The sequence below is a fragment of the Shewanella sp. FeAMO genome (genome assembly GCF_053653955.1).
Window position 1 is genome coordinate 3657245 of the sequence record NZ_CM132201.1, and the last position, 25173, is coordinate 3682417.

The following is a 25173-nucleotide window of genomic DNA, read 5'->3' on the forward strand; positions in this document are numbered from 1 at the left end:
TTTAAGCCCAGTTATATGACCAGCCAGTTCTCAGCCGCTGATATTCAGCTCACTCTGCACCGCTATCCCGAAGAGCAGGAATCCAACCTCCAGGCCTGGGATGCCGCCGATGAACACCTGCTCAAACAGCTCGCCGAGGAAGAGGCGCCTCAATCTGTGCTTATTATCAACGACAGTTTTGGTGCCCTGCTGTGCGCCATTCGCCGAGGTTACCCAGATGCAAAGATTCACTGGAGCTCGGATGCCCGCACTTCCCACCTTGGTGCTCGACAAAATCTTGAGAAAAACCATCTCAGCGATGCCGACATTCACTGGCTAAACAGTCGGGAAATGCCTGCTTGTGTACCCGATACCATATTGCTGAAGCTGCCCAAGAACCTCAACTTTTTTGCCTGGCAGCTGACCATGCTGGCCAATATGCTTCCCGCCGGTACCCGGGTATTGATTGGCGCCAAGGCCAAATCCATCAATCAAGCCTTGTTGGCCCTGATTGGCAAACATCTGGGCCAGGCCAGCGCCAGTCTGGCATGGAAAAAGACCCGGGTGATTACCGCCTTCACCGATGGCCAGGCACGCGAATTGCCAGCCCCCAGCGAGTGGCCCCTTGGCGAATTCGGCCTCAATATCGGTAATCTCAGCAATGTATTTGCCGCCGGCAAACTGGATATCGGCGCCCGTTTGATGTTGGCCAACCTCCCCGAAGGTGAGTTTAGCTCTGTGGTGGACCTGGGCTGCGGCAATGGCGTTTTGGGGCTGGCGGCGGCCAAGCGTTATCCCGATGCAAGTATTCACTTTGTCGATGACTCAGATATGGCCGTGGAAAGTGCCAGGCTCAACTGGCAGGGCAATGGCTTTGAAGCCGAACGCGGCCACTTTTATTGGGACGACTGTCTGAGTCATTTGAGCGCCGGCGTCGCACCGGATCTGGTGCTCTGTAACCCGCCGTTTCATCAGGGAGAGGCCATCACAGATCATATTGCCTGGCAGATGTTCCTCGATGCCAGACGGCGTCTGGTGAACGGCGGCATACTGCATGTGGTCGGCAACCGTCACCTGGGTTACCACATCAAGCTCAAGCGCCTGTTCGGCAACTGCAAGACCATAGCCTCCAATGGTAAGTTTGTGATCCTGCAAGCCTCCAAATAAAAGGCCAACAAGAGTAAACCTTGTTGCCCCATTCCGGCCCCCATTGGGAACCCGGAAAGAAACAGGCCGGGAAAGACCCCGGCCTGTGTAGTTAAATTTTGTAATTTCAAGCGGCAACTTGGCCGCGTCTGTAACGCAAACCGCCAAGCAGTACCAGACTTGCGAGCGCCACCACTGACAGGCTGCCACCGGCATCGACTATCACGGTCGCGCCATCATCTCTGTCCCATTCGCGACTCTCCAGCGGCAAGGCATAGAGGCTATTGCTTTCATAAGAACTTATGGTCGCCACTATGTCACTGTAACCGGGTTCATAGAGGTCGATCAGCACATCATAATGATCGCTGGGGTAGCCGCTCTCCAACGTGGTGAGCACTTCAAAGTCATCCTGGGTACTGTCTCCCTGAATGTAGAACACCTCAGTGCTGTAGTAATGCTCCCAGTCACCGCCGTTGCGGCTTAGATAAAGCTCGGCATAAACGGGCACAGACTCGGCCGGATCATTACCGTAAACATCGGCATCAAAGCGCACCGCAAAGCTGCGATAAAAGCCATCAGAGTCATAATCGTCATAAAGGTAGCTGGCCGCCTCATAAAAGCTGAACTCATGGTAATAGCTGTGGGCCGCCATGGAGACCATCCGCTGCGGCGCGGCTTGGCTCTCGGGCAGTTTCTGTTTCTTGGCGATCATCTGCTCGCGGGTCATGCGCTCACCGGAAACTTGAGCTCCAGCAAATTGCCACTCCTGCTGAAGTTGCTTGAGCAACTGCCTGTGTTGTGCCGCCCTTAGCTCGGCGCCTAGGCTATCCTGTTCATCGCTCGGTTGCTGCGCTTTTTGGCCGATGGAGACTTGTCCGCCGACAGGCTCCTTGGCATAGGCAGCAGGCGCCCCCCAAAACAGAGCCAAAAACAGCGACAGGCTAAATACAGTGTAAGATAATAATTTCATAGTGCTTCTCCACAGAGCGCATCCCGCGCTTATTCGGGTTTAGGGAAGGTGCGAACAAGTCCCATGTGTGCTCTGCGTCGGCTTACAGGCCTGGATGCAAGGCGTGGTTCGCAGCAAATGGCCCTAGTCCTTTGCAAGAAGCACAACATAGCAGGCAGGTCTGTAAGCCACGCCCTTCGGGGCTTTCACAGCAACCGGCTCTCTGCGTTATCCGACTTCGACATGCCCCGGCATGCCTTCAGTCAGATGCCTTGAACGCCAATTGCTGTGCAAGCCAGAGTGCCACGAGGACTTATTCGCACCTTCCTTAGCATTATTAAAAGTCAGCCTGGGTGAACATGAGATGAACGGTTTCTGTCAGCCGATGTTCATCTTGGAAGGAGTACAACTGACCGGGCCTGAGCGAAAACCGGGGGAGGACAGATAGAGAGTGAAGACCCGGCTGGCTATTTCATCCACCGCGGGGATCTTTTACACTGGGCCAAGCGTTTCCAAAAGGGCAAAACCATGAAAAGGGGCAGTAAAATCAAGCATCAAGCTTATCACTCAAGCGGAATTATCGCGGCAAGCATGCTATTGCTGTCGCTGGCTTTCGCTCAGCCCCTTCATGCCGGCCCCTTTGCCAAGCCGGAACGAACGACTCAGGGCCAGGAGGCCAAGCTGAAAGTCCGCAGTGGCGATGAAGCCGCCAGACTGGTGAAGCAGGCTTATGGCGGTAAGGTACTCAGGGTGCAGTCTGTGAAGGTCAACGGCAACCCGGGTTATCGGGTCAAACTGCTGCAGGACAGCGGCCGAATTGTCTATGTCTCTGTGGATGCCCGCAGCGGCCGCCTGCAGGCAAACTGACAGGAAATAGCTTATGCGACTGTTATTGGTAGAAGATGATGCCGCCTTACAGGCCAACTTAAAACAACATTTGCAAGAGGCAGGTTTCAATCTGGATACGGCGTCAGACGGCGAAGAAGGCCTGTTTCTGGCGGCGGAATATCCCTATGATGCCGCCATTATCGATATCGGCCTGCCCAAACTCAGCGGCATAGCACTGATTGAACAGATGCGTGCCAAGGGACTGGATTACCCTGTGCTGATCCTCACCGCCAGAGATGGCTGGCAAGACAAGGTGGAAGGCTTGGATGCCGGCGGTGATGACTACCTCACCAAACCCTTTCACCCCATGGAACTCACAGCCAGGATCAAGGCTTTAATCCGCCGCAGCGCCGGTAAGGCCAGCCCCTTGCTGCAAAGTGGCCCTGTCACCCTGAATACCAGCAGCGGTGAAGTGCGACTCGGCAAACACAGCGTCAGCCTCAGCGCCTCCGAATACAAATTGCTCGAGTATCTGATGCTGCATCAGGGAGAAGTCACTTCCAAGAGTCTGCTTATCGAGCACATCTATGATCAGGACTTTGATCTTGACTCTAATGTGATTGAGGTATTTATTCGCCGTTTGCGCAAGAAGCTGGATCCCGAGGGCACGCTTGGGCTTATTGAAACCCTGCGTGGTCAGGGGTATCGCCTCAATGCGCTCCCTGTCAGAGATAAGCCCTGATGAAACCCTTGCCTGCCAGGCTTTTGCCCGGTTCACTCAAGGGCCGGCTGGTGATCAGCGCCCTGCTGTTGAATCTGGTACTCTTGCCGCTTATCGGCGTGACCCTGAGCGATGCCTTTCGTGCCCAATTGACCCACGCGGTAAAAGATGAACTCAGCGCCGCCCTTTATGGAGTATTGGCATTGGCAGAAGTGGAACAGGGCGAACTGGTTCTGCCGGATCAATTACAGGACAAACAGTTCAACATAGATCAATCCGGGCTCTACGCCCTGGTCAGCAGCCAAGGCAAACTGGTATGGCATTCGCCTTCCTTTATCGGTATGCCGCCTCCGGGCAAGCTTCCAAGCCCACCACTCGGAGAAGGCCGCTTTGGCGAAATGCTTCTCCTGGGCAAGCCTCACTTCAGTTACAGCTTCAGCGCCAGCTTTGCCTCGGCATCGGATAACGGCCGGGATATTCCCTTTACCGTACACATCATCAAAGATCAGACCGGCTTTGAGCAAACCCAAGGCGCCTTCAGCCGCCAGCTCTGGCAATACCTGGGACTATTGATGCTGTTCCTGTTACTGGTACAAGGTGGCTGGCTCTGGTGGACACTCAAACCACTGGCGCGCTTTCGGGCCGAGCTCGAAGCGGTTGAGCAAGGCAAACGGCAACATCTCGGCAGCGACTATCCCAAGGAGCTGCAACAGGTCGCGACCCAGCTCAATGCCCTGATAAGCAACGAACAGCGCCAACGCCAACGTTATCGCAACGCCTTGTCGGATCTGGCCCATAGCCTGAAAACACCGCTGGCGGTACTGCAAAGCCTTAAGTCTTTGCCGAGCGATGCCCAAGAGCCCATCAGCCAAATCAACGCCAGCATAGGCCACCAGTTGAAGCGGGCCCAAAGTGCCGGCAGCGGCGCTTGGCACCAAGGGGTGAACAGCAGAACCGTGGCCGACAAACTGCTGCGAACCCTTGGCAAGATTTATGCGGACAAGGCGCTGAAGTTTGAGGCTGAACTGGCAACAAACGCCCTGTTTTACGGCGATGAAGCCGACCTGGCCGAACTCCTCGGCAATCTATTGGATAACGCCTGCAAGGCAGCAAATAGCAAGGTCGCCCTCAAAACCTGGGTTAGCGAAAAAGGGCTGAACCTCTGCATCGAAGACGATGGCCCGGGCATTACAGAGCAGCAGAAAACCCAGCTGTTCGAGCGCGGTGTCAGAGCCGATAACTACCAACAAGGTCATGGCATAGGACTGGCGATAGTCAAAGATCTGCTGCAGAGCTACCAAGGCCTGTGGCAAATAGATCAATCTCCCCTGGGTGGCGCCCGCTTCACTCTGTTTTTACCCAGAAGTTGAGATTGGGGAATAGTACATTCATTCCCCATCCTTGGGCGCTCGACGAAAACGTCTGACCTACAAGGACGTAGGAAATGCCGAATTTGTCGGGAACAAAATTCGGCCCTGTTTTCGACAGTCACAGTTCCGCCTGTGCCTAGAAATGAGGTGCATGTCTGCGAACACTTCAGATATTTCAAGCTACTCAGGACTAACAGTATTGCACTAATCCCCCCTCGGTGTCGCCGACAGCCGTTGGCGCAAATAACGTGGTTAAGCAGCGGCCAATCACCTGCGGTGCGCTTTTCGCACAGGCGATCCTGTGACACGCTGCGAGTACGTCCCTGTAAGCTCTGCCTCGCCATCCCTGGCTCGGAAGGTCACAGTTCCGCCTGCGCCTTGAAAATAGGTGTATGTCTGCGGGAATATAAGCAACTTCAAGCAACACTATTCTTGCAGAATTGTACCAATCCCTCCTCGGGAAATAACCGCTGCCCTAAGTAGCGTTGATAGCCTATATGCGAAAGTTGTTAGTTATGCTCAATACCATGATGAAAAATCGAACCCAAATGAGACGAAAGCTATCACAATTAGTGAAATACTTATTGACGGAATGCCACCGTCACTCGTTATGTTTCAATGCCTCGTTCCTTAAGCATATTTTTAAAAACTATTTGAGCCCATTTAATTACTATTTCAGAGTTCCCAAGTTCATCCTTATCCAGGTAAGAGATGAGGACAGGATACCCGCCGCTGGGACAATACTTTGAATGTTCGAATCCATCCCATTCCAAACCCAACCCACGAACAGGTATACTGGGGTCTCCGTTAACCCAGTAACTTACTTTTTCAAAATATCCCGCAGATATCAGGGATTCACCCATGTTTATTGCTTGTTCTACGGATTGAAAACAAACAGGTTGATAGGTAGTTTTATTCGTCGAAGAGCAACCTAGCAACAGGAGGCTTAAAAAAGCGACATGCCAAATCCTCATAATATCTTCCTTGAAAAATAACGCTGCACTCTGCGGCAAATTTGGAGCGAAGCGTAAAATTTGTCCGACAGTAGCGCCTTGTTAGCACTTAGTGAGTTCATTGTACTTAAGCTCCAGTTCGGACCTGTACTTTTCATTGGTGCAATTATTAATTGCTTCCTGGAGCTCTCTAATTGCATTTACATGATCACCTAGTTTCAAATAGCAAGTGCTAAGTAGGTCATGATAGATGGATATTCTTGATGATGCTTTTACATCACTTTCCGCCGAAGAAAAACACTCTTGAGCAATGGATAAGGCTTCTTCGTAGTTACCTTCTCCTAACCCTAAATATGCTTTAGCTTTCTCGTACAGTAACCAATGATTTACTTCTTCCTCGGCAACTTTCATTATTGCCATTATTGATTTTTTTGGCTCAAACCCTAGATTGTATGTTTTTGCAATGCATCTTGCATCATATGAGCGAAGCTGTTCGCTATTACTAATTTCGTCTGCGAATAATAGAGCCGAATCAATCAATAGTTTGGCAAACCTCTGGTTATTTTCCCTTTCGGCGGCCACTGATGAATTTGTAAGTGCTTCACATGCACTTACCCATTGCTTCCTCTCAACTTGACTCGGCGGGATGGCTATCAACTCTGGTATGGACTCTGCAATTCTGACGCACGTAACGCTATGTTTATATCCAAACATTGAGGTAAAAGAGACAAATGCCTCATAAAACTGATCTAGGCCTTCTAAGGCCGATATAGATATCACATCAGCTAATTTTTTTACCAAATCATTTTGTTCATTAATCTCTTGAACAATTTTTCTATATGATCTTAACTTGGCCAGTGCAGCTAATGAGACGCGAAGAGGGACTGAAAACACTTCATCTTGAATAAACCCTAGTAAAGTACGCATAGCATTTTCGCCAGCGTCTTTTATATCTTGCTTGACTCCATTTTGAGTTCCTAGATGAGCAATTTGCCCATAAGTTGCGTGCCATTCAGGCTTTAATTCTATAAGTTGATTGAATGACTCTAAGGCTTCAGGATACATTCCCGAACGTCGAAGAGACTTACCTTTATGGTGAAGAAGTTCTAGCTGTATATCTTCTGACACATTCTTATTTAGGAGGTCGCCATATAGATTGGCACAGTTGCGATAAAAGTCTTTTCTCACCTCGTTATCATCAATCGTATATGAATGAATTTCTTTTGCGTCTATAACGCTCTTAATTTTTTGTAAACTATCATTCTCGGTAAGCTTAGTCTCATGGATTTCATTACTAAGCTCTAATTTTGCATCTCCTTCTAGCTGCAATAGAGAGTAATGCAACCAGTCAATATCCCTAGCTCCTCGTCGTAAATGTTCTTCGAATATAAAATCGGAACATAAGTGTATCTGTCGAAGGACACCTGGTGTCATATCGCCCGCTTTTAGTGATATAAAATTTTCAATCGAAGAGACTAAAGGCGCACTATCTAGTTCCTCCTGGACAGCAATAGATATAAGGTCATGAACTCGGAGAACTCCAGTTGTATTCTCGGGAACAAGAATTGATAACTTTTGCAAAGAATTACACTTTAGAACACCAATGAAGTACCTCAAAAATTCGATATCATGGGAATTTATACCTGAATTCGCTATTTTTCTTAGCGCTTCAAGAGAGCCTTGAGGTAAGCCGGAAAGGATTTTCCTTACAATTGAAACGCCGCCAGAATCATCTACTAACTCGGGCTCATCTAGAATCTCTCTATAAATGGTTTCTCTATCGATTCCTTGGTCATGACATAGCTTTCTAGTCATGGATAGAATTAGTGGCGAAAAACGGCATATTGATATAAATTCCCTGCATAACTCTGAGGCTGACGATGCTGTTTCCCCTAGCAGTTCGAGGGCACTATCTATAGAGAATTGAGGAATAGAGAGATATATCGAACTCTGTGGCACTGAAATTTGAGATGTAATTAGAACCACCCCACCTTTTTCAAACCCTGAGCTCAATTCTTCAAAGTCACTGCATTCAAGACCAGCTCCATAATTATCAATTACAAGGATAGTTTTTTCAGAATTGAATAACCCGGCCACATTAACTGGTGCACCGCCCCTGCTTCTTTGAACAGAACTAAGTGAAGATTCGGGCCTCCAATCCTCACCTCCAATCCAAATATAATTATGAAAAACATCTTTATTTCTTCTGACAAAATCAATAGCCGACTGAGTCTTCCCTGACCCGCTGATTCCGTGGAGTACGCAAACACTGTTTCCATTTTTAAAGTGATAGCTTATGGCATCGCTAATCTCATCAGCGCATACATATCCATTACAGGCGTTTGGCAATTTTCCAAAGTACTCAAAATTATCCATATTCTGAGAAAAAGCTGGAAAATACTGTTTGTAAAAATCGGCAACAGACGGATTACTTATCGATTGTTCATATATACCTTTAGCAAGTTCCCTTGCGTCAATAATTATTAGACGCTCAGCGTGTTGTTGCCCAATCTTGGTAGAATTAAACTTCGAACGAAATGATGCATTTTCTTCTTGGGTGCTTATGAGGTATATCTTTTCTGGGCCTGACCCACCTTTATGCTCCAATGCATGAGCTATATCTTTATTAATTTTCGAATAAATAGGTTTGCTTTTGTCCCCTGAATAATCGAAGTAGCCCTTCTCGGCACTATATTCCCCAACAATCAAAGAGTCATCAGAGAATGAGTCTACTGTATAGCCAGAAGGCATGTAATCCTTATTTAGACCATGGTGAATGAGAGGTTGGTTTTCTCGCTGAGAAATATAATTATGACCAACCAGTTCTATTCCCCTCTCATCTAAACAGGCAACCTCTTCAATTAGCCCTTTTATTATTCTCTTTTTAATATGCTCAAACAATTTATATGTTTCCTACTTTGAATGGTCGCAGAGTATCGTGTTCAGTAGAGTGCTAACGCCCTGTTAAGGTGTGAGCAACGCAATACCGAAGCTGTCGCATACCACCTTAAACACTAAAACCAACGCACAGTAAAAATGCCACGCGTTGCGAATCACTCTTAAAAAGTTTGTTAAGTTTTAGTCTGCCCAAGCTGTAGAGTAACCATTGGCGAGACAAAAGTTATACATTCCTTCATAACCATGAATACCCATACTTGTTAGTTGACGATGAATATTTTTCATTATTATTACGCCGTTATTAATATTAAGAGCGAGTAATGGTTGAGTTACAACGCTCTCAATATGTGCAAATTCAACATCACTACGGTTTGCAAAGGGCTGATTAGAGAACTCACAATGTGTAATGCCATATTCGGCAATTCTCTGACTTTTTAGTAAAGGCCTATTATTTCGGATATCATCTAAGAATACTTCTTTTAGGTCTCGAACTTGGGCAAGATTAATAATGCGTTCATAAGTCTGCATAGCAATTTGCAAGTATTGTTTTGTTCTTCCATCCGTGAAAGCAATTCTAGCATCTATAAGTGCTCGCAATGTTGGACCTGATATATGTTCTTCTCCATCAATTTCAATAAGTTGTGCTGCAGATAAAACTCCCGGCATTCCTTGATAAATCAATGGTCTTTCAGCTCCGGAGTTACCAGTTCTTAATATTGTCGATAGACCATTAATTTTTATATATGGCACACCATTTACACAAATTTTAGTGTTGATAAAAAACGCGTTAATGATTCCAGTTACATGACCTTGATTTAAGACACTTGTTGCAATGCTAGCAATATTATTTAACTCTGGCCTTTCAACAATTCCATTAAGTTGATGATAAATTACTGATGGTATGTTAGTCGTCATGCTTTACCCACCATTCGGTTATAGATTTTATTGATCTTGCTCGTCACCTCCGCATAATCAATAGAACTATCGCCAACATTCTTATCTGGATGGTATATTGATTGGTATTTCTGCTTCCATTCCTTTGCTACTTCCTTATTAAGGTAATGTTTCTTCTTTATACCAAGTTCTTCGTCAAAGACTGAACCTTCATGCTTTAAAAGCATAAAACCAATTTTGTGCTTTTCTGACTTAAAATACTTATCTTCAGAGCTACTAATAGATGCTTTCTTAAATGCTTTGATGATCCTTACTAGATCGTCTGCACTTTCGATAGAAAGGACTCCTTTAAGTTCTGTATCTTCGATGACATCATTCTTGATGATGTCAAAGTCATTCTTTATCTTGCTTTCTGAAAGTGAAAGCCAGTAAAAACCTTCCATATCTTACCTACTCCTAAATATGATGTTGATGTATGCATTAAAACTTAACAGCTGTATAGTGCGCATGCGCGTTTAAGTCCTCAGAGGAGTGTAAACGCGCATCGCTATCTGCTTGTATTAGCTGGATATAATACCATTTAGTCCAAATATCCCTTGCAGCTAAACGCGCATGCGCGGTTTCCAAACCTATTATCTACCAGCTTTATTTTTTAACTTTATGAATTTGATGCTATTTTCTAAAATGTTACAGAAATAACGCGCACACTTAGCTGCAAATTCCCGGCATTTTTCCTGGAACGTCAATAATACTGTATAAAAATCAGTTCTGAGGTGCTTGTCATGAGCGATTCAAGCCGAACAACCAAGGGCCCTACAGCCCAGGCCCTACAAAAAGCGTTAAGTTAAGCCATGGCTACCGCACGGGTCCAAATTCTGTTCGTCCCTGCGTTCCGCTGAAAACGGAAAAGTGTTGCTGCTTTCTGCTTAAGGGAGCGCTAAAGCTAAACGTTTGAATTAGTTATACAATACCCAGTACTGAATTTGAAAACAATTAGCCAAAGGTCAAGTTTTGACAAAGGCAACAAAACCCTGATTTGGGTTGTTTTTGAAGCAGGATTGACTGGGTGTTTGCATTCTTCCCTGTTTTCAACGGTCACAGTCCCACCAGAACTAAAGCCTGAAAATGAGCAGTATGTCTGCAGACACTTCAGATATTTCAAGCTACTCGGTACTAACAGAATTGCACCGCCCCCGCTCGAAGCGGCCGCAGGGCGTTGATGACAATCGCGTAGCGAGGCATGGATGCCGAAGCAGCGCCAGTCGAATCAGGGATGAGCGTCTGGCGCGGTAGCGAATTGGTATCATAAGCACAAGGGGTTTTCCGCTGCGTCGCAGGTCGCTGGGGATTTGGAAAGGGGGCGAGTCGCTACAGCCCCCTTCCTCGGGTGTGGGGCGAAGCTCCACGACTTTAGGCCGCTGGCACAGCGGCTATCATGGCTTTAAGCCAAAACTCACCAATGAACTTGATCCTAGCGGCTAGCTAAGTTGTAGCCAATCACCTGCGGTGCGCTTTTCGCACAGGCGATCCTGTGACACGGCGTGAATACGTCCATGTAGCCTCGACGAAAACGTCCCTTTTTTCGACGGTCACAGTTTCGCCTGTGCCTGGAAATGAGCTGTATGTCTGCAAGCACTTCAGATATTTCAAGCTACTCGGTACTAACAGAATTGCACCGCCCCCGCTCGAAGCGGCCGCAGGGCGTTGATGACAATCGCGTAGCGAGGCATGGATGCCGAAGCAGCGCCAGTCGAATCAGGGATGAGCGTCTGGCGCGGTAGCGAATTGGTATCATAAGCACAAGGGGTTTTCCGCTGCGTCGCGGGTCGTTGGGGGTTTGGAAAGGGGGCGAGTCGATACAGCCCCCTTCCTCGGGTGTGGGGCGAAACTCCACGACTTTAGGCCGCTGGCACAGCGGCTATCATGGTTTTAAGCCAAAACTCACCAATAAACTAGGTCTTAGCTTCTGGCTAAGCAGCCGCCAATCACCTGCGGTGCGTCTTTCACACAGGCGACCCTGTGACACGCTGCGAGTACGTCCCTGTAAGCTCTGCCTCGCCATCCCTGGCTCGGAAGGTCACAGTTCCGCCTGTGCCTGGAATTAGGTGTATGTCTGCGGGCATATAGGTAACTTCAAACAAGTTAGTTCTCACAGAATTGCACCAATTCCCCCCTTCGGAGCCGCCGCTGGCGTTGTTGCAAATTGGCGTAGCCGAGACAGGGATGTCGAGGCTCGAAGGTCGAGCATGGATGCGAGTCCTGAGTGTAGCCAATTTGCTTCATAAGCCAGCGGGGATTTCGGCTACGTCGGGGTGTCCTTGGGGATGCAAGGGGCTTTGGACAAGCAAAGCCCCTTGCCCGGTGTGGTTTGGCGAGTGTCGCGTAGCGACTGGCTACGAGCGAGAGCCAGGGATGGCGAACTGGCCGTTGTGCATGGATGCATTTGCTCCACGACCTTAGGCCGCTGGCACAGCGGCTATCATGGCTTTAAGCCAGAACTCACCAATAAACTAGGTCTTAGCTTCTGGCTAAGCAGCCGCCAATCACCTGCGGTGCGCCTTTCGCACAGACGATCCTGTGACACGGCGAGAGTTGCGCAGCAACATGCTTTCGAGCGCGAGTCATGGATGACGAGCTGGCCGTTAAACAGGGATGTTGTTGTGAATACGTCCATGTAGCCTCGACGAAAACGTCCCTGTTTTCAACGGTCACAGTTCCGCCTGTGTCTGGAAATAGCCGTACTCCTGCCATTTCAAAAGACTCAGTTCCACTACCCACTTCCCCCAGGCAGTTGCTTGGAGATCATTTAGCCATCCCAAAGCCTTCAGCTTATGTTCATCAAAGGCCACTTATCCTGAAACCACTGATGGGGAATTGCATCGCAAGGCCTCAGTTAGCTCACTTGCCAGGCTGGTAACCATACCGGCCTAAAGGAGGCAACCATGAACAAGCTGAAAATCTGGCTGCAGCACAGTGTACTTATCCTGTGTCTGTTTGGCCTGCCAACTACGGCGCTGCAGGCCGCCGAATCCGGCAGTGATATCCGGGAACCCGAGCTGATGCAGCTGCTCTCCCCTATCGCTCTCTATCCGGACACCTTGTTGACCCATATGCTGATCGCCTCAACCTATCCACTGGAACTGGTGCAGGCACAGCGCTGGCGCAAACAGCGCAGCCATTGGAGCAATGAACGCCTGATGGCCGAAGCCGAGAACCAGGATTGGGATCCCAGTGTGATGGCGCTTATCGCCTTTCCGGAAGTGTTGAATAGGATGAGCACAGATCTGGACTGGACCGCCCGTTTGGGCGAAGCCTTTATTGCCGATGAAGGCCGGGTGATGGATGGGATTCAAACCCTGAGACAAGCTGCCTGGGATGCCGACTCATTAAATGACCTGGGTAACCTCAACGCCAGACGCGACGAACGTCAGATAGTGATAGCACCGACCCGCACCGAGGTGATCTATGTCCCTTACTACGACAGTCGCCGTGTCTATGGTCACTGGCACTGGAGCAGCTATCCGCCTATCTATTGGGACCCTTTCCCCGGATATGTACGCTACCACTCCAGTCCGTTTTACTGGCGCAGTGCCGGGGTCAGCATTTCATTTAACTTCTTCTTCAGCGCCTTTCATTGGCATGACAGAGTGATCTGGGTCGATTATCGCCACAAACACTATAATCACTACCGGCCAAGACTGGCCTATAGCCAGGGAGCCCAGCGCTGGAGCCATAACCCGCACCACAGACGGGGCGCCCATTATCGCCACCCTGGGCTGCAACAACGCTACAATAAGGCGGTATACAACAAGTCGCACAAGCGTTATGAATCCCAGGCCCGCAGCTTCAACCACAGCCAGAGGCTGCATCAGGACAGAAACAAGCAACAAAAGCAGTTGCAGCATGAGCTAAAGCAGCGCAGGGAACACAATAGCCGTGAATGGCGCGCCGGTGACAAGAGGGAAAAGATGCATAAGGGCGAGCCACAAAAAGTTCGCCAGCTGTCACAGCAGCCGTCATATAGGAGTGCCAATAGCAGTGCCAACGCCGCCGACAAAACGATGCGGGTTAAACATCAGGCCAGAGACAGACAGTTGCAACAGGCCTCAAACCGGCACACTAACACTACTTATAGACAAGCTGAAAAGCGCCGGCAACAGGCAGATAAACAACAGCAGCCACAGAGACGCTATCAGCCTCAGAGTCAATCGAAGGTGCAGCATCAGCAGCGAGCTCAGCCACAGCGCCATCAGGCGGAGCGACGCCAGCCCAGCCGTGCTCAGGAGCACAGACAACGCGCAGTGCATCAACAAAGAGAGCGTTGAAAAAGCCGGGTTAAAGTAGCACTTGCCCTAAAGTGAAAACGAATGAAAAAGACAGGTCCAGCACTGGCCTGTCTTTTTGGGTGTAGTTGTATGACTCAGATAAAGCCGCTCAGACGGCTCTGTCGTCGTACAAGTCGATTTGAGTCAGCGCTGCCACTTCTTCGATATAGGCACGCACTCTGGCCGGGAATACCAGCCCCTTGACCATGGTCAGGTTTCTCAGACCGGGGAACAGGTTGATATCATCAATACTCAACTTATTGCCCCGCTCCGACGGCAATTGCAGCCAGTCGAGCTGCGGCCAACACTTAGCCAGCCCCTCAAGATAATCGGCCGTTTGCGCAAGCGCTTGCTCGAAAGACATCTCTATCATGGCGCTCTTGTTTTGGGTAAACCAGGCAATCGCCTCTTGGCTGCCAAATTCGGGCAGACCGAGCAACACACTGCGGGGATAGAGCAAGCGACTGCTGAAATAACCGGATGCCTCCTGCCATTGGCTGACAGCATCGGCCTGGCTGGCAAGGGTAATGACCGGCTTACCATCCAGATTATCCAGATAGCTGACGATATCCAGGCTTTCGGCCATAAAGCTGCCATCGGCTTTTTGTAAAATGGGCACCATATTGGCACCGACCATGGCTATTCTGGACTCCACATCATGGTTTTGCAGATAGACCCGCTCCACCGGCAACGCCTTAAGCCCCACCAGCATCATAGCCTTGACGCAATAGGGACAATGGTCAAACACAAAAAGCTTCATCAGTACTCCTTAGCTTCCTTGGAACTGTCAGGGCCATCAGCATATCCTCCGAGGCCGGAGCTGGGCAACTCCTGACTGGCCGGCGGCGCAAACAGCAAACGCCAACGCTGCCTGAAACTAAGGCCGGGGCGGCTCACTTCCGCCAACATATCGCGCCACTCGGCAAAGGTGACTGTCACAGGATTAAAGCTGTTCACCGGCTTGGTAATACCATAGCGCACGGTTTCCCGCTCCGGCTCAAAGCTGCCGAATAATCTATCCCAAATGATCAACACCCCGGCGTAGTTCTTATCTATGTACTGAGGATTACGGCCATGGTGCACCCTGTGGTGGGACGGCGTGTTGAATATCCACTCCAAGGGCCCAAGACGTTTGATGGCCTGGGTATGGACAAAAAATTGCAGTCCCAGATTAAGCAGCACCACAAATACCACCCAGTTGGGATCGAAGCCTATGATCACCAAGGGCAGCCAAAACAGCCACATGCCCGCCAATGGGTACATCAGGCTCTGACGAAAGGCGGTGGAAAAATTCATGTTTTCCGAGCTGTGGTGCACTACATGGGCGGCCCACATCCAGCGGCATCTGTGGCTGGCCCGGTGGAACCAGTAATAGCAAAAGTCCTGCCCCAGCATCAGCAGCACAAAGGTCCAGCCATTCATCTCAATGTCGAACAAACGCCAGCCGAATAACCACAAATACAGTTTGGCCAGCAGTAAACCCGTGAGAATATCGGCGCCCTGGTGCATGCCAGCCAGCACAAAGTTACAGAAAACCTCCGCCGGTCGATAGCGGGCATTCTCAGGCAAACGTCTGAGGCGGTCACCGAAAAACCACTCCAATGCCATACAGATGAAGAACAGCGGCGCCAATACCAGCAGCAGCCATTCAGGGTGGGAAATAAGTAAATTGAAATCCATTTTTATTCCTTTTATTCCAGCTCACCACTTGGCAAAGTGATCTTCTGTCAGGCCGCTCTGCTGCACCAGCTCATGGCGCTTGCCCAGGGAGTCTTTGACCCAACCGGAAAACAGCCCGGTATACTGGCGAAAATTGCTTTTAAGCAGCCCCAGGTTGAGCCTTTCGCTGCGGCACCCCAAGGGCGAAAATGCCAACTCCAGATCGCCGCGCTCAGACCAAACTCGCCATTGGCCGCCTGATGCTGCCATGCGGTCAAACTCAAAATGCACCGGCGACAGCAAATGCCTGGCACCATCAACCCAGAGCACGTTTTCACAAGAGCCGGTTTCGTTGACTCCGGCCGCCAGGTTTAGCCCCAACCCCTTACCCTCAATATCGGCATTGATAGAGGCCCAGCGCCAACTGGTTTCCCGGCGCATAAAGCCTGCGGAAAAGTCATAACCGGCTCTGGCATGCAGCAGCGGCTGGGGTTCATGATTGAAGGACAACTGGCCGGAGACCTTGAGGGCATTGTGTTTCTGGGTATAGGTCCAACCGCTGTAACCGGTTGGACTGCAAAGCGCCATCGGCAAGCTGAGCGGTTCGGGAACCAAGGTCAGCTCCCCCTCAAGTGGCATTCCCTGTAGTTTAAGATCCAGACTCAGTTGCCATTGTCCCTGCTCACGCCGAAAGTGAATGCCGCCCATACGGCTCTCCCCCTGCCATGGCGAACGGCTCAGGTTAAAACCAGCAGGAGGCCGCAGCAGATTCTGCTGATACATGCGACGACTCTGCACATCAAACAGATAACAGAAACCACTGCCAAGATAGGCGATATCCGCCAAGGCAACGCCCAGCATCCATCTGGGGCTGTTAAGGCCAATAAACTCAAACTGCTTATAACTGCAACGCTGTTTCAGGCGTGAAACCCTGCGGTCCATCTCATTGAACAGCTGAAAGTCTGCCAATCCCAGGCTTTTCGGCGGCCCGTCGAAATGACCAAACAGAGGCCGGCCGTGAACATCTATCAAAGAGTCAGGTGCCGCCTGGGTTGCAACCCCGGATTGAGTCGTCGGCAAAGGCCCGGATTTCAATTCCAACATATTCCCAACAGGTGTTTTAGAGCAATAACTTGACTCTACCCTGTCGCCGTCGGAGATTGAAGCCTTGAATGTTACAAAAATGAAAAAACCCCGCTATACGGGGTTTTATCCGGTTTACTGTGTCATTCAGAAACGGTAACTGAGGCCGACGAATACCCCTTGATAGTCGAAGTTATCCGTCTTCAGATACACGTATTCTGTATTGATGCCCAGATTGTTGCGGAAACGATATTCCCAACCGGCTGCCGCATGCAGGCCATTTTCAGTGTCATTGAAGCCGACGCCGTCTTTGGTATATTGATATTCGAGTTTAACCCTGGCGGCACCCAGCTTGGCATAGAAGCTGTTGCGCTCGGTAAAGCCCCAGCGGCCATAAAGGGACACTCTCGCCGCCTCGAAGCTATCCATCTGCAACTCGGTAATGCCGGAGGTAAAAGCATGGACTATACCGGCGTCGGACCAAAGGTAACCCGCTTCAACACCCCAGTTTGGCGTGAGATGATAGCGATAATAAAGCTCTGTGCCCCAGCTGTCTGAGCTGTCGTTGTCTTCGGCGTTACCGGCATCGGGATTGAAGCGGCTGATGTCATCATCATTCTGCACTCCAAGGCCTATACTGCCCCCGATAACATGTTTGCCTTCTGCGGCGTTGGCTGCCGGTGCCATCAAGGTCGGCATCACCAGTACAGCTGCCAATATAACGTACTTCATACGATTCCCCCATGATTTGTAAGTGTTTTACGCGCGGATATTGCGCTTCGCTGTCTGAACCCTGACTGAACCAGAGTCGGTTATCTGCCATTGCCAGATGCTGGAAGCCAAACTCAAATCTGGTTATCCTGATGCCACCTTTTTTTACAGCTTCGGATTTTTATGAAACGGCTTGCTACCTTGATGCTGGGGTCGGCGCTGCTCTTTGGCTGCGCCAGTCATACCCCCAACTTTATTGCCCTGAGCCCTGAACTGCCTGCGGTCACGCCACAGACTTCGCTGGAGCCTGCTCTGGCGCTGCAAACCCTGGATACCCGCACCGCCAACTTTATTGTGCGATTCAATGAAGATGGCAAAGCCGCACGCCTGGTCAGCCCGGCCGAGCCCCCTAGGGCCCAACTGGATCAACTGTTCCGTCAAGGTTTTGCCAAGGCCGGATACCGAATCGATCCCGCCAGTGGGAAAGAGGTACAGTTGCAGCTGATTGAATTGCTCACAGATGTGGATGAATCCAGCTTCGGCTTTGAAGCCAAAACCAATGTCAGCATCAATCTGCTGGCGAAAAACAGCAGCCATACCCTGACCAAGCGTTATAAGGCCAAGGGGCTGCTCAAGGGTCCTTTCGGTGCCGACTTCGCCTCGCTGGAACTGGACATGAACAAGCTGATCACCCAGTTGAGCGGCGAAATACTCAACGACCCCGAGCTGCACAGCTTTTTGCAGCAGTAATTTATTGGGCCGGTCTGTGACTCACAAGCCGGCCCGTCTGCAACACTATGATAAGGAATCAGGTCATGAGCCGATGGATACTCGCAGCCGTATTGATGCTGACCAGTCAGCTGGCGTTGGCATTGGATATACAAAAAGACAATCTCTACCCCCAAGTGGAATTTGATACCAGCATGGGCAAAATCGTTGTTGAGCTCGATCGCACCCGGGCGCCCATCACTGTGGACAACTTTCTCACCTATGTGGTGCGCGGCGACTACAACAACACATTGTTTCACCGCATTATTGCCGATTTCGTGGTTCAGGGCGGCGGCCTCAGCCCCAAGTATGAAGAACTGCCTTCAGACAAGCCGATAGTCAATGAGTCGGGCAACGGCTTGTCCAACAGCCTAGGCACTATAGCCATGGCCAGAGAGAATGCCCCCCATTCGGCCACCCGCCAGTTTTACTTCAATGTGGCCGACAACAAAAAGCTCGACCCATCCTCCAGGCGCTGGGGCTATGCCGTATTCGGTGAAGTCAGCCAAGGGCTTGAAGTTCTGCAGAATATGGCGCTGGTAGAGACAGGCACCAACAGCACCTTGGGTTGGCCCGATGTGCCTGTCACCCAGGTTTTGTTGAAGAAAGCCACACTTCTGCCAAGAAATTAATCCAGGCCCGGCTCAGTATCAAAAAGCTGTCTATACTGAACCTGGCAACATAAGGAGGCGATCTGATGACCCCGGAAGAGTTCATCGATGTGAAAGCGCCCCAACTGGCTCATTACGGCAAAGCATTCTTGAGCGACAAGCTGGAATTTAATGAAGTCAGATTGTATCTGTGGGATACCCTGGAAGAATGGCATCAGCTGAACTTGCAGGGGGAAGCGCAAACGGATGTCGAACGCGTATTTTGGCACTTGTTGTACGCCTTCGATAAATGGCCCGATTGGGTATTGCGCGGTAACCAGTTTTTGCGCCAGCAACTGGACGACTGCTGTGAATACCTGTTCGGTGGTGGCCCCATACCCGAAGGCTGTATCGGCGTCAGGCCCTGAGACAGACGTTAATCTACCCCGCCCGGGTGACACTTTAATGACACGGGCGACCAATCCCCGGCTTTGCCGGGGATTTTTTATTGGGCAAACACCTAAGCACGCCTTGAAGTCGCAGGCGCGGGCTTTTACTCTAAGGCCTTTGACTCTCACCAAGCCGTGCCATGCCTCAATCTTTTTTTGCCAGCACCCGAGACGCCCTGAGTATCTATTTCCACAAACGGGTACTCATCTTATTGCTGCTCGGTTTTTCCGCCGGCCTGCCGCTGATGCTGGTATTTTCCACCCTGTCTTTCTGGCTCAGGGAAGCCGGGGTAGACAGGGCCGCCATCGGCTATTTCAGCTGGGTGGCCTTGATCTATGCCTTCAAGTGGGCCTGGTCCCCCCTGGTCGATCGCATGCCCCTGCCTTTGTTCAGCCAACTCTTTGGCCGCCGCCGCGGCTGGATGCTGTTCTCCCAGCTCTTACTGATAGCCGCCATTTTGGGAATGTCCGGCAGTGACCCCATGGAAGATCTCACCCATCTGGCACTCTTTGCGCTGATGGTGGCCTTTTCCTCCGCCACCCAGGACATAGTGGTCGATGCCTTTCGTATCGAGTCGGCGCCGGAAAAAATGCAGGCGGCACTGGCCGCCGCCTATCAGGTGGGCTATCGCAGCGCGATGATCATAGCCACGGCAGGCTCACTGACTATCGCCGCCTGGGTTTCTCCCACGCCGGAAAGCTATGATCTCCAGAGCTGGCAAACCGCCTATCTGATAATGGCAGGTTTGATGAGCATAGGCATACTGGCGACACTTTTTGCCAAAGAGCCGGCGGTGGATATCAGCTTTATCGGGGAAGAGGAAGCGAGCCTCAGAGACAGACTCAGGGCCAACCTGGCACCCAGACTCTCGGTCTGGGCCGCGCCGGCCAACCTGTTTATCCTGCGCCATGGCAAGTTGCTACTCCTGCTGCTGGGGCTTTATTTCTGTTTTAGCCTGGCTGAACCCTTCACCCAGGTACTGCAATCCTACTTTCCGAGTCAGGCCTTGAATACAGATGCAGTCACGCTGGCCTCTATGGGGCTCATTCTGCTGCTCTGGTTGCTGATCTTCGGCGTCAAAAGTAAAGACAGGGCTATTCAAGAGCAGGAAGCCAAGCAGTTGACCCAGGCCGGCACAGATAGGATGGCCGCCTTTATCTCCTGGCTCTACAGCGCCGTGGCCCTGCCCTTTATCGATTTCTTTCGCCGCTACGGCAAGAGCGCGATTCTGATCCTTATGCTGATCTCCTGCTACCGGATCTCGGATATCGTCATGGGGATCATGGCCAATGTTTTCTATGTGGATATGGGCTTCAGCAAGGAAGAGATCGCCACCCTGAGCAAGGTCTATGGTCTGATCATGACCCTGGTGGGCTCGGCATTCGGCGGGGTGTTGTTGGCACGCTTCGGCACCATAAAAATCCTCTATGTCGGCGCCTTCCTGGTGGCCACCACCAATTTGTTGTTCGCCCTGCAGGCCATGGTGGGCTACAACGTGCCGCTGCTGACCCTGGCAATTTCGGTGGACAACTTCAGCGGCGGTATCGCCACAGCGGCCTTTATCGCCTACCTCTCCAGCCTCACCAGCAGTGGCTACAGTGCCACTCAGTATGCACTGCTGTCTTCGGTGATGTTACTGTTTCCCAAGTTTATTGCCGGCTTCTCCGGCGCCTGGGTCAACGCCTTTGGCTATGTGAATTTCTTTGTCAGCGCCAGCATCATAGGCTTGCCCGTGCTGCTGCTGATTTGGCTGGTGCAAAAAAACAGCCCGCCGAAGCGGGCCGATACTGCTCAAGATACGCTCAAGTCGCAGATTAACGACTAGTCGCGGAAGTTATTGAACTGGAACGGCTGGCCCAGCTCGGCATTACGGGCCAGCGCCATCACGGCCTGCAAGTCGTCACGCTTCTTGCCTGTGACCCGTACCGAGTCGCCCTGGATTTGCGCCTGCACCTTTACCTTGCTGTCTTTGATCTGTTTTACCAGCTTCTTGGCCACATCGGCTTCGATGCCTTGTTTGAACTTGACCTTCAAAGAAAACATCTTGCCACTGTGAATCGCTTTCTCATCCACTTCCATCGCCTTGGGATCCACATTACGACGGCTCAGTTGGGTTCTTAAAATATCCACCATCTGATTACACTGAAAGTCAGACTCTGCCGACAGGGTCACTACAAAGTCTTTATACTCCACCGCAAATTCCACCCCGCGGAAATCGAAGCGGGTATCCAATTCACGTTTGCTGTTATCCACTGCGTTACGCAGTTCAACGGCATCTACTTCTGACACTATATCGAATGAGGGCATTTCGTCGCCTTTTACTTATCAGTCAAACCAATAGCGCCAGTCTACCCTAAGTTGAAGCAGAGCTGAATAAATCCACGTCTGCTGATGACAGCCAGGCTTTATTTTGACTATGATGTTCGCCAAGCTTTCCAACCCTGCGTGATTTGTGATTAACCGACAGTTGCTGTTTAAAATGGCTTTGTTGATTGCCCTGGCGGTGATCAGCTACCTGGTTTTTTCCAAGCCTAACTATCCACAGAGCATCCCTAATCTGGATAAAGTGGGTCATATAGGTAGTTTCTTTGCCCTCGCCTGGCTGACCTACCTGGCGTTCCGCCCCCGCTGGTACTTGATGTTTGCTACCCTGGCCGGCTACGGCATTCTGATAGAGATGGTGCAATCCCGTCTGCCCTACCGCAGCGCAGATGTGGCCGACTTTGTCGCCGATATGGCCGGAGTCGTACTCTTCTACTTCTCACTCTGGGGCTATCGCAGATATTTTCGCGCCGCCATGTTGAGGGAGTAACCCGGATGCAGACGGGGATCCTCGGCATTGGGGCAATAGGACAACTGCTGGCACAGCAACTGGCCGCAGCCGGGCTTGAACCTTGGTTATTACCAAGAGCTAACACCCCATCATTGGCTGAGCAGGGCGAAAAGCAAGTCTATACCCTGGAGCTTGGCGACCAGAGTCTGCAAACATCCTTTCTGTGTCTGGCGCAGGACTCGAGCAAGCTCAAGCAGCTCGAGCTCTTGCTGGTCACAGTCAAAGCCTATCAGGTTGAAGCGGCGCTGGAGCCTTTGCTGCCAAAACTTCACCCGAATTGCCGCATCCTGCTGCTGCACAATGGGCTTGGTCCCCATCAAAGCCTGGCCGCCAAGCTGAATGGCCGGCCGCTGAGCCTGGGCACCACCAGCCAGGGAGCGCTGAAACTCAGCAGCAATCATATTCGCCAAACCGGCAGCGGCCTGACCCAGATAGGTGACCTAATCGGCGCCCCCATGCCAGAGGCGATGAAAACCGTTTTGCTCAATGCCATTCCCGGCAGTCAGTGGAGTGATGCCATTCTCGAAGCCCTGTGGCAAAAGCTGGCGGTCAATGCCGTTATCAATCCGCTGACTGCCATTCACAGAGTCAACAACGGTGCCCTGGCCGCCCCCGAGTTTGAGGGAACAATCTGCGCCATTCTCGATGAGCTGTTACAGGTAGCCAAGCAGGAAGGCATAGCGCTGACGTTCGATACGCTGCACACCAGAGTCAAGGAAGTGATACGGCTAACCGCCGCCAACTACTCCTCCATGTATCAGGACCTCAAGCACGGCCGCAAGACGGAAATTGACTATATCAACGGTTACCTGCAGCAGTGCGCCGAGCAATATGGGCTCACACTGCCAATCAACAGCGAACTGGTGGCCCAAATAAAGGCGCTTGAATCAAATCTGCTTTAACCACTGGCCGCAGGCCCAGGCAATAAAGTTGGCCCAGGCGTAGCCAAATACCGCGATCAGAACCGCAAGAGGCACCAATGCCTGGCGATAGGCGCTGGTGACCACAGGCGCCGAAGCCGCCCCGCCAAGATTGCACTGACTGGCAATGGCGAGATAACCGAATGGAAGCCTCAACACTCTCGCCGCCAGCAGCAACAAGAAGACATGCACCAGCAACCAGATAGCCCCGATAACAAAGAACCAGGGCAAAGACCAGAGCATACCGATATCCATCTTCAGCCCCATGATAGCCAACATCAGATATAGACAGGCATTACCGACTCTGTCGGCACCATAGGCCGCCAGCCGCCGCGCCGGTGTCAGCGACAGGAGCACGCTGGCCGTCGTTAACCAGACCACCAGCCAGATAAAGGGAGTATGCAGGTGATAAGCTCTGGCCATAGGCCAGTGGCGGACAATCAGCTCCGCCGTCCAATCGGCGCCCCAGTGTGCCAAGCCGCCCAGCATCAGCGGCAGGCAAAAGATCAATAACCAGTGATGGCTCTGTGCCAGACGCCGTTCCGGCAAGGGCGTATCCAGCACAGTCGCCTGCGGCTCGCGGCTTCGAAGCCAGCGATTGATTTTGGCCTCGTGGGGCGCCAGCGCCAGCAATATTGCCATCCAGATCCCTGAAAGCACCACATTCACAGTAACAAAAACCGCAAAGTTACTGTCACCGGCACCGAACAGTTCTTTCATCGCCATCTGATTGGCGGTGCCACCGACCCAATTACCTGCCAGGGTCGCCATGCCGCGCCAGAGGCTATCCTCCCCCTGCGGCAGCAAGAGCTCAGGCTGTATGTATCCCACCAACCACAGCGCCAGCGGCCCCCCGACAAAGACCCCCAGACTGCCGATAAAAAACAGTAGCAGCAGCTTACCGCCACAGCGCCAAATACTGCCGATATCCAGCCCCAGCAGCATCAACACCAGACACATGGGCATAAGGTAATCGACGGCAAACTTGGGCAACTGAGAGTCTTTTACCGCAATCAGCCCCATGGTGTTGAGCAGTGATGGCACGAAATAACAGGCCACCATCACGGGCAAGATCCGATAACAGCGACGCCAGAAAGGGCTGTTGAGACCGCTGGTGTAGAATATGCCTCCCAAGATCAGGCAAAGACTGCCAAACAGCTGAAAATCGGTTTGGATCATGCCGGCCGTTGCTCGTCGAACTCGCGTTGATCCAACATAAATTCCAGAAAATTGGCCGGTAAAGGGGCAAGCACTTCCTCGGCCCGGCGGATCACCCAATAGTTACGTTCAAAGTCCCAGCCGGGCAGTTCCAACTCCACCAGATCGCCACGCTCCAATTCGGCATCTATCGCCATAAAGGGCAAGATACTGACCCCATAGCCAGTGGCCGTGGCGCGCTTGATAGCTCCCAGAGTTCCCATGGTGATGGTTTGCGATGGCACAATGCCGACGCTGTGCAGTAACTGCATAGCCCTGACGCGGGCAACCGTCGCGCTTTCATCCAGATACCAGACTTCACGCGACAGGCGTTCGGTATCGACAACCTCTTTAGCCAGAGGATTATGGGCGCCGCAAACAATGCAGATCCTGTCTCTGAGCCAAGGCTCACAGCAGAGATTGGCCAGCGACGGCTTCGCGTCAACAAAGGCCAGGTCCAGTTCCCGTTCAGAGACCATCCTCTCTATGTGGCTTGAATCTTTGATCATCAAGCGAATTCCTGTGGCCGGAAAACATTGATGGAACACAGGCAAGCGCCGCGATAACACATAGTTTCCCGCAGTTTTACTGGCGCCGACCGTCAGTGTGCCACATACGCCACTGGCACTGGCGTGAAATAACTGCTGTACCTGCTGCTCTGACGCCAACATCCCGTTAGCGTATGGCAGCAACAACTCCCCCTGCGGGTTGAGCAGCAAACCTGTCGCACTGCGTTCAAACAGGCGGCACCCCAGCGCTGACTCCAACTCTTTCAGCGCCATACTGACGGCCGGAACCGACATATGCAGCTTCCTGGCAGCACGGGAGATCTGCCCTTCGGCATGTATGCACTTGAATACCAGCAGTTGTTTTAGAGTTATCTTCATCAGGGGAATCGC

23 protein-coding genes are annotated in these 25173 nt (G+C 51.3%); 11 read left to right on the forward strand and 12 right to left on the reverse strand.

Features of this window, described 5'->3' with window-relative positions:
• Window positions 1-15: 15 nt before the first annotated feature.
• Entirely contained in the window at window positions 16-1146 is a 1131-nt protein-coding gene (locus ACWAU4_RS16435; RefSeq protein ID WP_208124992.1) for a methyltransferase, read from the forward strand.
• Window positions 1147-1252: 106 nt separating this feature from the next.
• On the opposite strand, the gene ACWAU4_RS16440 is transcribed toward ACWAU4_RS16435, so the two are convergent.
• Entirely contained in the window at window positions 1253-2095 is an 843-nt protein-coding gene (locus ACWAU4_RS16440) for a choice-of-anchor H family protein (RefSeq protein WP_208124993.1), read from the reverse strand.
• A gap of 507 nt (window positions 2096-2602) precedes the next feature.
• On the opposite strand from ACWAU4_RS16440, the gene ACWAU4_RS16445 reads away from it, so the two are divergent.
• Genes ACWAU4_RS16445 through ACWAU4_RS16455 form a run of 3 tightly spaced genes read left to right on the forward strand, consistent with a single transcriptional unit; the run spans window position 2603 to window position 4993 of the window.
• A complete protein-coding gene (locus ACWAU4_RS16445; RefSeq protein ID WP_025011880.1) occupies window positions 2603-2941 on the forward strand; it encodes a PepSY domain-containing protein in 339 nt (112 codons plus the stop codon).
• Between the two features lie 13 nt (window positions 2942-2954).
• Window positions 2955-3644 carry a response regulator transcription factor gene (locus tag ACWAU4_RS16450; RefSeq protein ID WP_044734983.1) on the forward strand — a complete coding sequence of 230 codons (690 nt, stop codon included), beginning with the start codon at window positions 2955-2957 and terminating at the stop codon, window positions 3642-3644.
• Window positions 3644-4993 (forward strand): ATP-binding protein, encoded by a 1350-nt coding sequence (locus tag ACWAU4_RS16455; protein WP_208124994.1) that lies wholly within the window; start codon window positions 3644-3646, stop codon window positions 4991-4993. The genes ACWAU4_RS16450 and ACWAU4_RS16455 overlap by 1 nt, the downstream gene beginning before the upstream one ends.
• 608 nt (window positions 4994-5601) lie before the next feature.
• On the opposite strand, the gene ACWAU4_RS16460 is transcribed toward ACWAU4_RS16455, so the two are convergent.
• From ACWAU4_RS16460 to ACWAU4_RS16475, 4 genes are all read right to left on the reverse strand, one after another.
• Complete coding sequence (locus ACWAU4_RS16460; protein WP_107005931.1) at window positions 5602-5967, reverse strand: hypothetical protein; 366 nt, start codon at window positions 5965-5967, stop codon at window positions 5602-5604.
• An 81-nt stretch (window positions 5968-6048) separates the two neighbouring features.
• A complete protein-coding gene (locus tag ACWAU4_RS16465; protein WP_208124995.1) occupies window positions 6049-8847 on the reverse strand; it encodes a tetratricopeptide repeat protein in 2799 nt (932 codons plus the stop codon).
• 177 nt (window positions 8848-9024) lie between these two features.
• On the reverse strand, window positions 9025-9759 hold the full coding sequence (locus tag ACWAU4_RS16470) for a hypothetical protein (RefSeq protein ID WP_208124997.1): 735 nt from the start codon (window positions 9757-9759) through the stop codon (window positions 9025-9027).
• On the reverse strand, window positions 9756-10181 hold the full coding sequence (locus ACWAU4_RS16475; protein ID WP_208124998.1) for a hypothetical protein: 426 nt from the start codon (window positions 10179-10181) through the stop codon (window positions 9756-9758). Before ACWAU4_RS16475 ends, ACWAU4_RS16470 begins: the two co-directional genes overlap by 4 nt.
• A 2499-nt stretch (window positions 10182-12680) precedes the next feature.
• Here ACWAU4_RS16475 and ACWAU4_RS16480 point away from each other — a divergent pair.
• Complete coding sequence (locus ACWAU4_RS16480; RefSeq protein ID WP_208124999.1) at window positions 12681-14063, forward strand: DUF3300 domain-containing protein; 1383 nt, start codon at window positions 12681-12683, stop codon at window positions 14061-14063.
• 109 nt (window positions 14064-14172) lie between these two features.
• Here ACWAU4_RS16480 and grxB read toward each other — a convergent pair whose 3' ends face one another.
• From grxB to ACWAU4_RS16500, 4 genes are all read right to left on the reverse strand, one after another.
• Complete coding sequence (grxB, locus tag ACWAU4_RS16485) at window positions 14173-14823, reverse strand: glutaredoxin 2 (RefSeq protein ID WP_208125000.1); 651 nt, start codon at window positions 14821-14823, stop codon at window positions 14173-14175.
• Entirely contained in the window at window positions 14823-15743 is a 921-nt protein-coding gene (locus tag ACWAU4_RS16490) for a sterol desaturase family protein (RefSeq protein WP_025889931.1), read from the reverse strand. The genes grxB and ACWAU4_RS16490 overlap by 1 nt, the downstream gene beginning before the upstream one ends.
• Before the next feature lie 21 nt (window positions 15744-15764).
• Window positions 15765-16826: a DUF2804 domain-containing protein gene (locus ACWAU4_RS16495; RefSeq protein WP_208125001.1), complete on the reverse strand. Its 1062-nt coding sequence runs from the start codon at window positions 16824-16826 to the stop codon at window positions 15765-15767.
• Window positions 16827-16952: 126 nt separating this feature from the next.
• Window positions 16953-17537: a porin family protein gene (locus ACWAU4_RS16500; protein ID WP_101060070.1), complete on the reverse strand. Its 585-nt coding sequence runs from the start codon at window positions 17535-17537 to the stop codon at window positions 16953-16955.
• Between the two features lie 162 nt (window positions 17538-17699).
• Between ACWAU4_RS16500 and ACWAU4_RS16505 the strand changes: the two genes are divergently transcribed.
• The 4 genes from ACWAU4_RS16505 (at window position 17700) to ACWAU4_RS16520 (ending at window position 21149) form a co-directional block, all read left to right on the forward strand.
• Window positions 17700-18266 carry a YajG family lipoprotein gene (locus tag ACWAU4_RS16505; protein WP_025011706.1) on the forward strand — a complete coding sequence of 189 codons (567 nt, stop codon included), beginning with the start codon at window positions 17700-17702 and terminating at the stop codon, window positions 18264-18266.
• Window positions 18267-18331: 65 nt separating this feature from the next.
• Window positions 18332-18916, forward strand: a complete 585-nt coding sequence (locus ACWAU4_RS16510; RefSeq protein WP_028779732.1) for a peptidylprolyl isomerase — start codon at window positions 18332-18334, stop codon at window positions 18914-18916.
• 65 nt (window positions 18917-18981) lie between these two features.
• Window positions 18982-19302, forward strand: a complete 321-nt coding sequence (locus ACWAU4_RS16515) for a hypothetical protein (RefSeq protein WP_025011704.1) — start codon at window positions 18982-18984, stop codon at window positions 19300-19302.
• A gap of 161 nt (window positions 19303-19463) precedes the next feature.
• Window positions 19464-21149, forward strand: a complete 1686-nt coding sequence (locus ACWAU4_RS16520; protein WP_454290325.1) for an MFS transporter — start codon at window positions 19464-19466, stop codon at window positions 21147-21149.
• Here the strand turns inward: ACWAU4_RS16520 and ACWAU4_RS16525 are convergent.
• Window positions 21146-21631: a YajQ family cyclic di-GMP-binding protein gene (locus ACWAU4_RS16525; protein WP_062793931.1), complete on the reverse strand. Its 486-nt coding sequence runs from the start codon at window positions 21629-21631 to the stop codon at window positions 21146-21148. The two genes, ACWAU4_RS16520 and ACWAU4_RS16525, sit on opposite strands and share 4 nt — an antisense overlap.
• Before the next feature lie 172 nt (window positions 21632-21803).
• Here ACWAU4_RS16525 and ACWAU4_RS16530 point away from each other — a divergent pair, with 172 nt between their 5' ends.
• Both ACWAU4_RS16530 and ACWAU4_RS16535 read left to right on the forward strand, forming a co-directional pair.
• Complete coding sequence (locus tag ACWAU4_RS16530) at window positions 21804-22136, forward strand: VanZ family protein (protein ID WP_210736175.1); 333 nt, start codon at window positions 21804-21806, stop codon at window positions 22134-22136.
• 5 nt (window positions 22137-22141) lie between these two features.
• The gene (locus ACWAU4_RS16535) at window positions 22142-23059 is read left to right on the forward strand and encodes a ketopantoate reductase family protein (protein ID WP_062793930.1); all 918 of its coding nucleotides are present in this window, start codon (window positions 22142-22144) and stop codon (window positions 23057-23059) included.
• Here the strand turns inward: ACWAU4_RS16535 and ACWAU4_RS16540 are convergent.
• Both ACWAU4_RS16540 and ACWAU4_RS16545 read right to left on the reverse strand, forming a co-directional pair.
• The gene (locus ACWAU4_RS16540) at window positions 23045-24256 is read right to left on the reverse strand and encodes a DUF819 family protein (protein WP_208125003.1); all 1212 of its coding nucleotides are present in this window, start codon (window positions 24254-24256) and stop codon (window positions 23045-23047) included. The two genes, ACWAU4_RS16535 and ACWAU4_RS16540, sit on opposite strands and share 15 nt — an antisense overlap.
• A complete protein-coding gene (locus ACWAU4_RS16545; RefSeq protein ID WP_208125004.1) occupies window positions 24253-25161 on the reverse strand; it encodes a LysR family transcriptional regulator in 909 nt (302 codons plus the stop codon). Before ACWAU4_RS16545 ends, ACWAU4_RS16540 begins: the two co-directional genes overlap by 4 nt.
• Window positions 25162-25173: the final 12 nt, after the last annotated feature.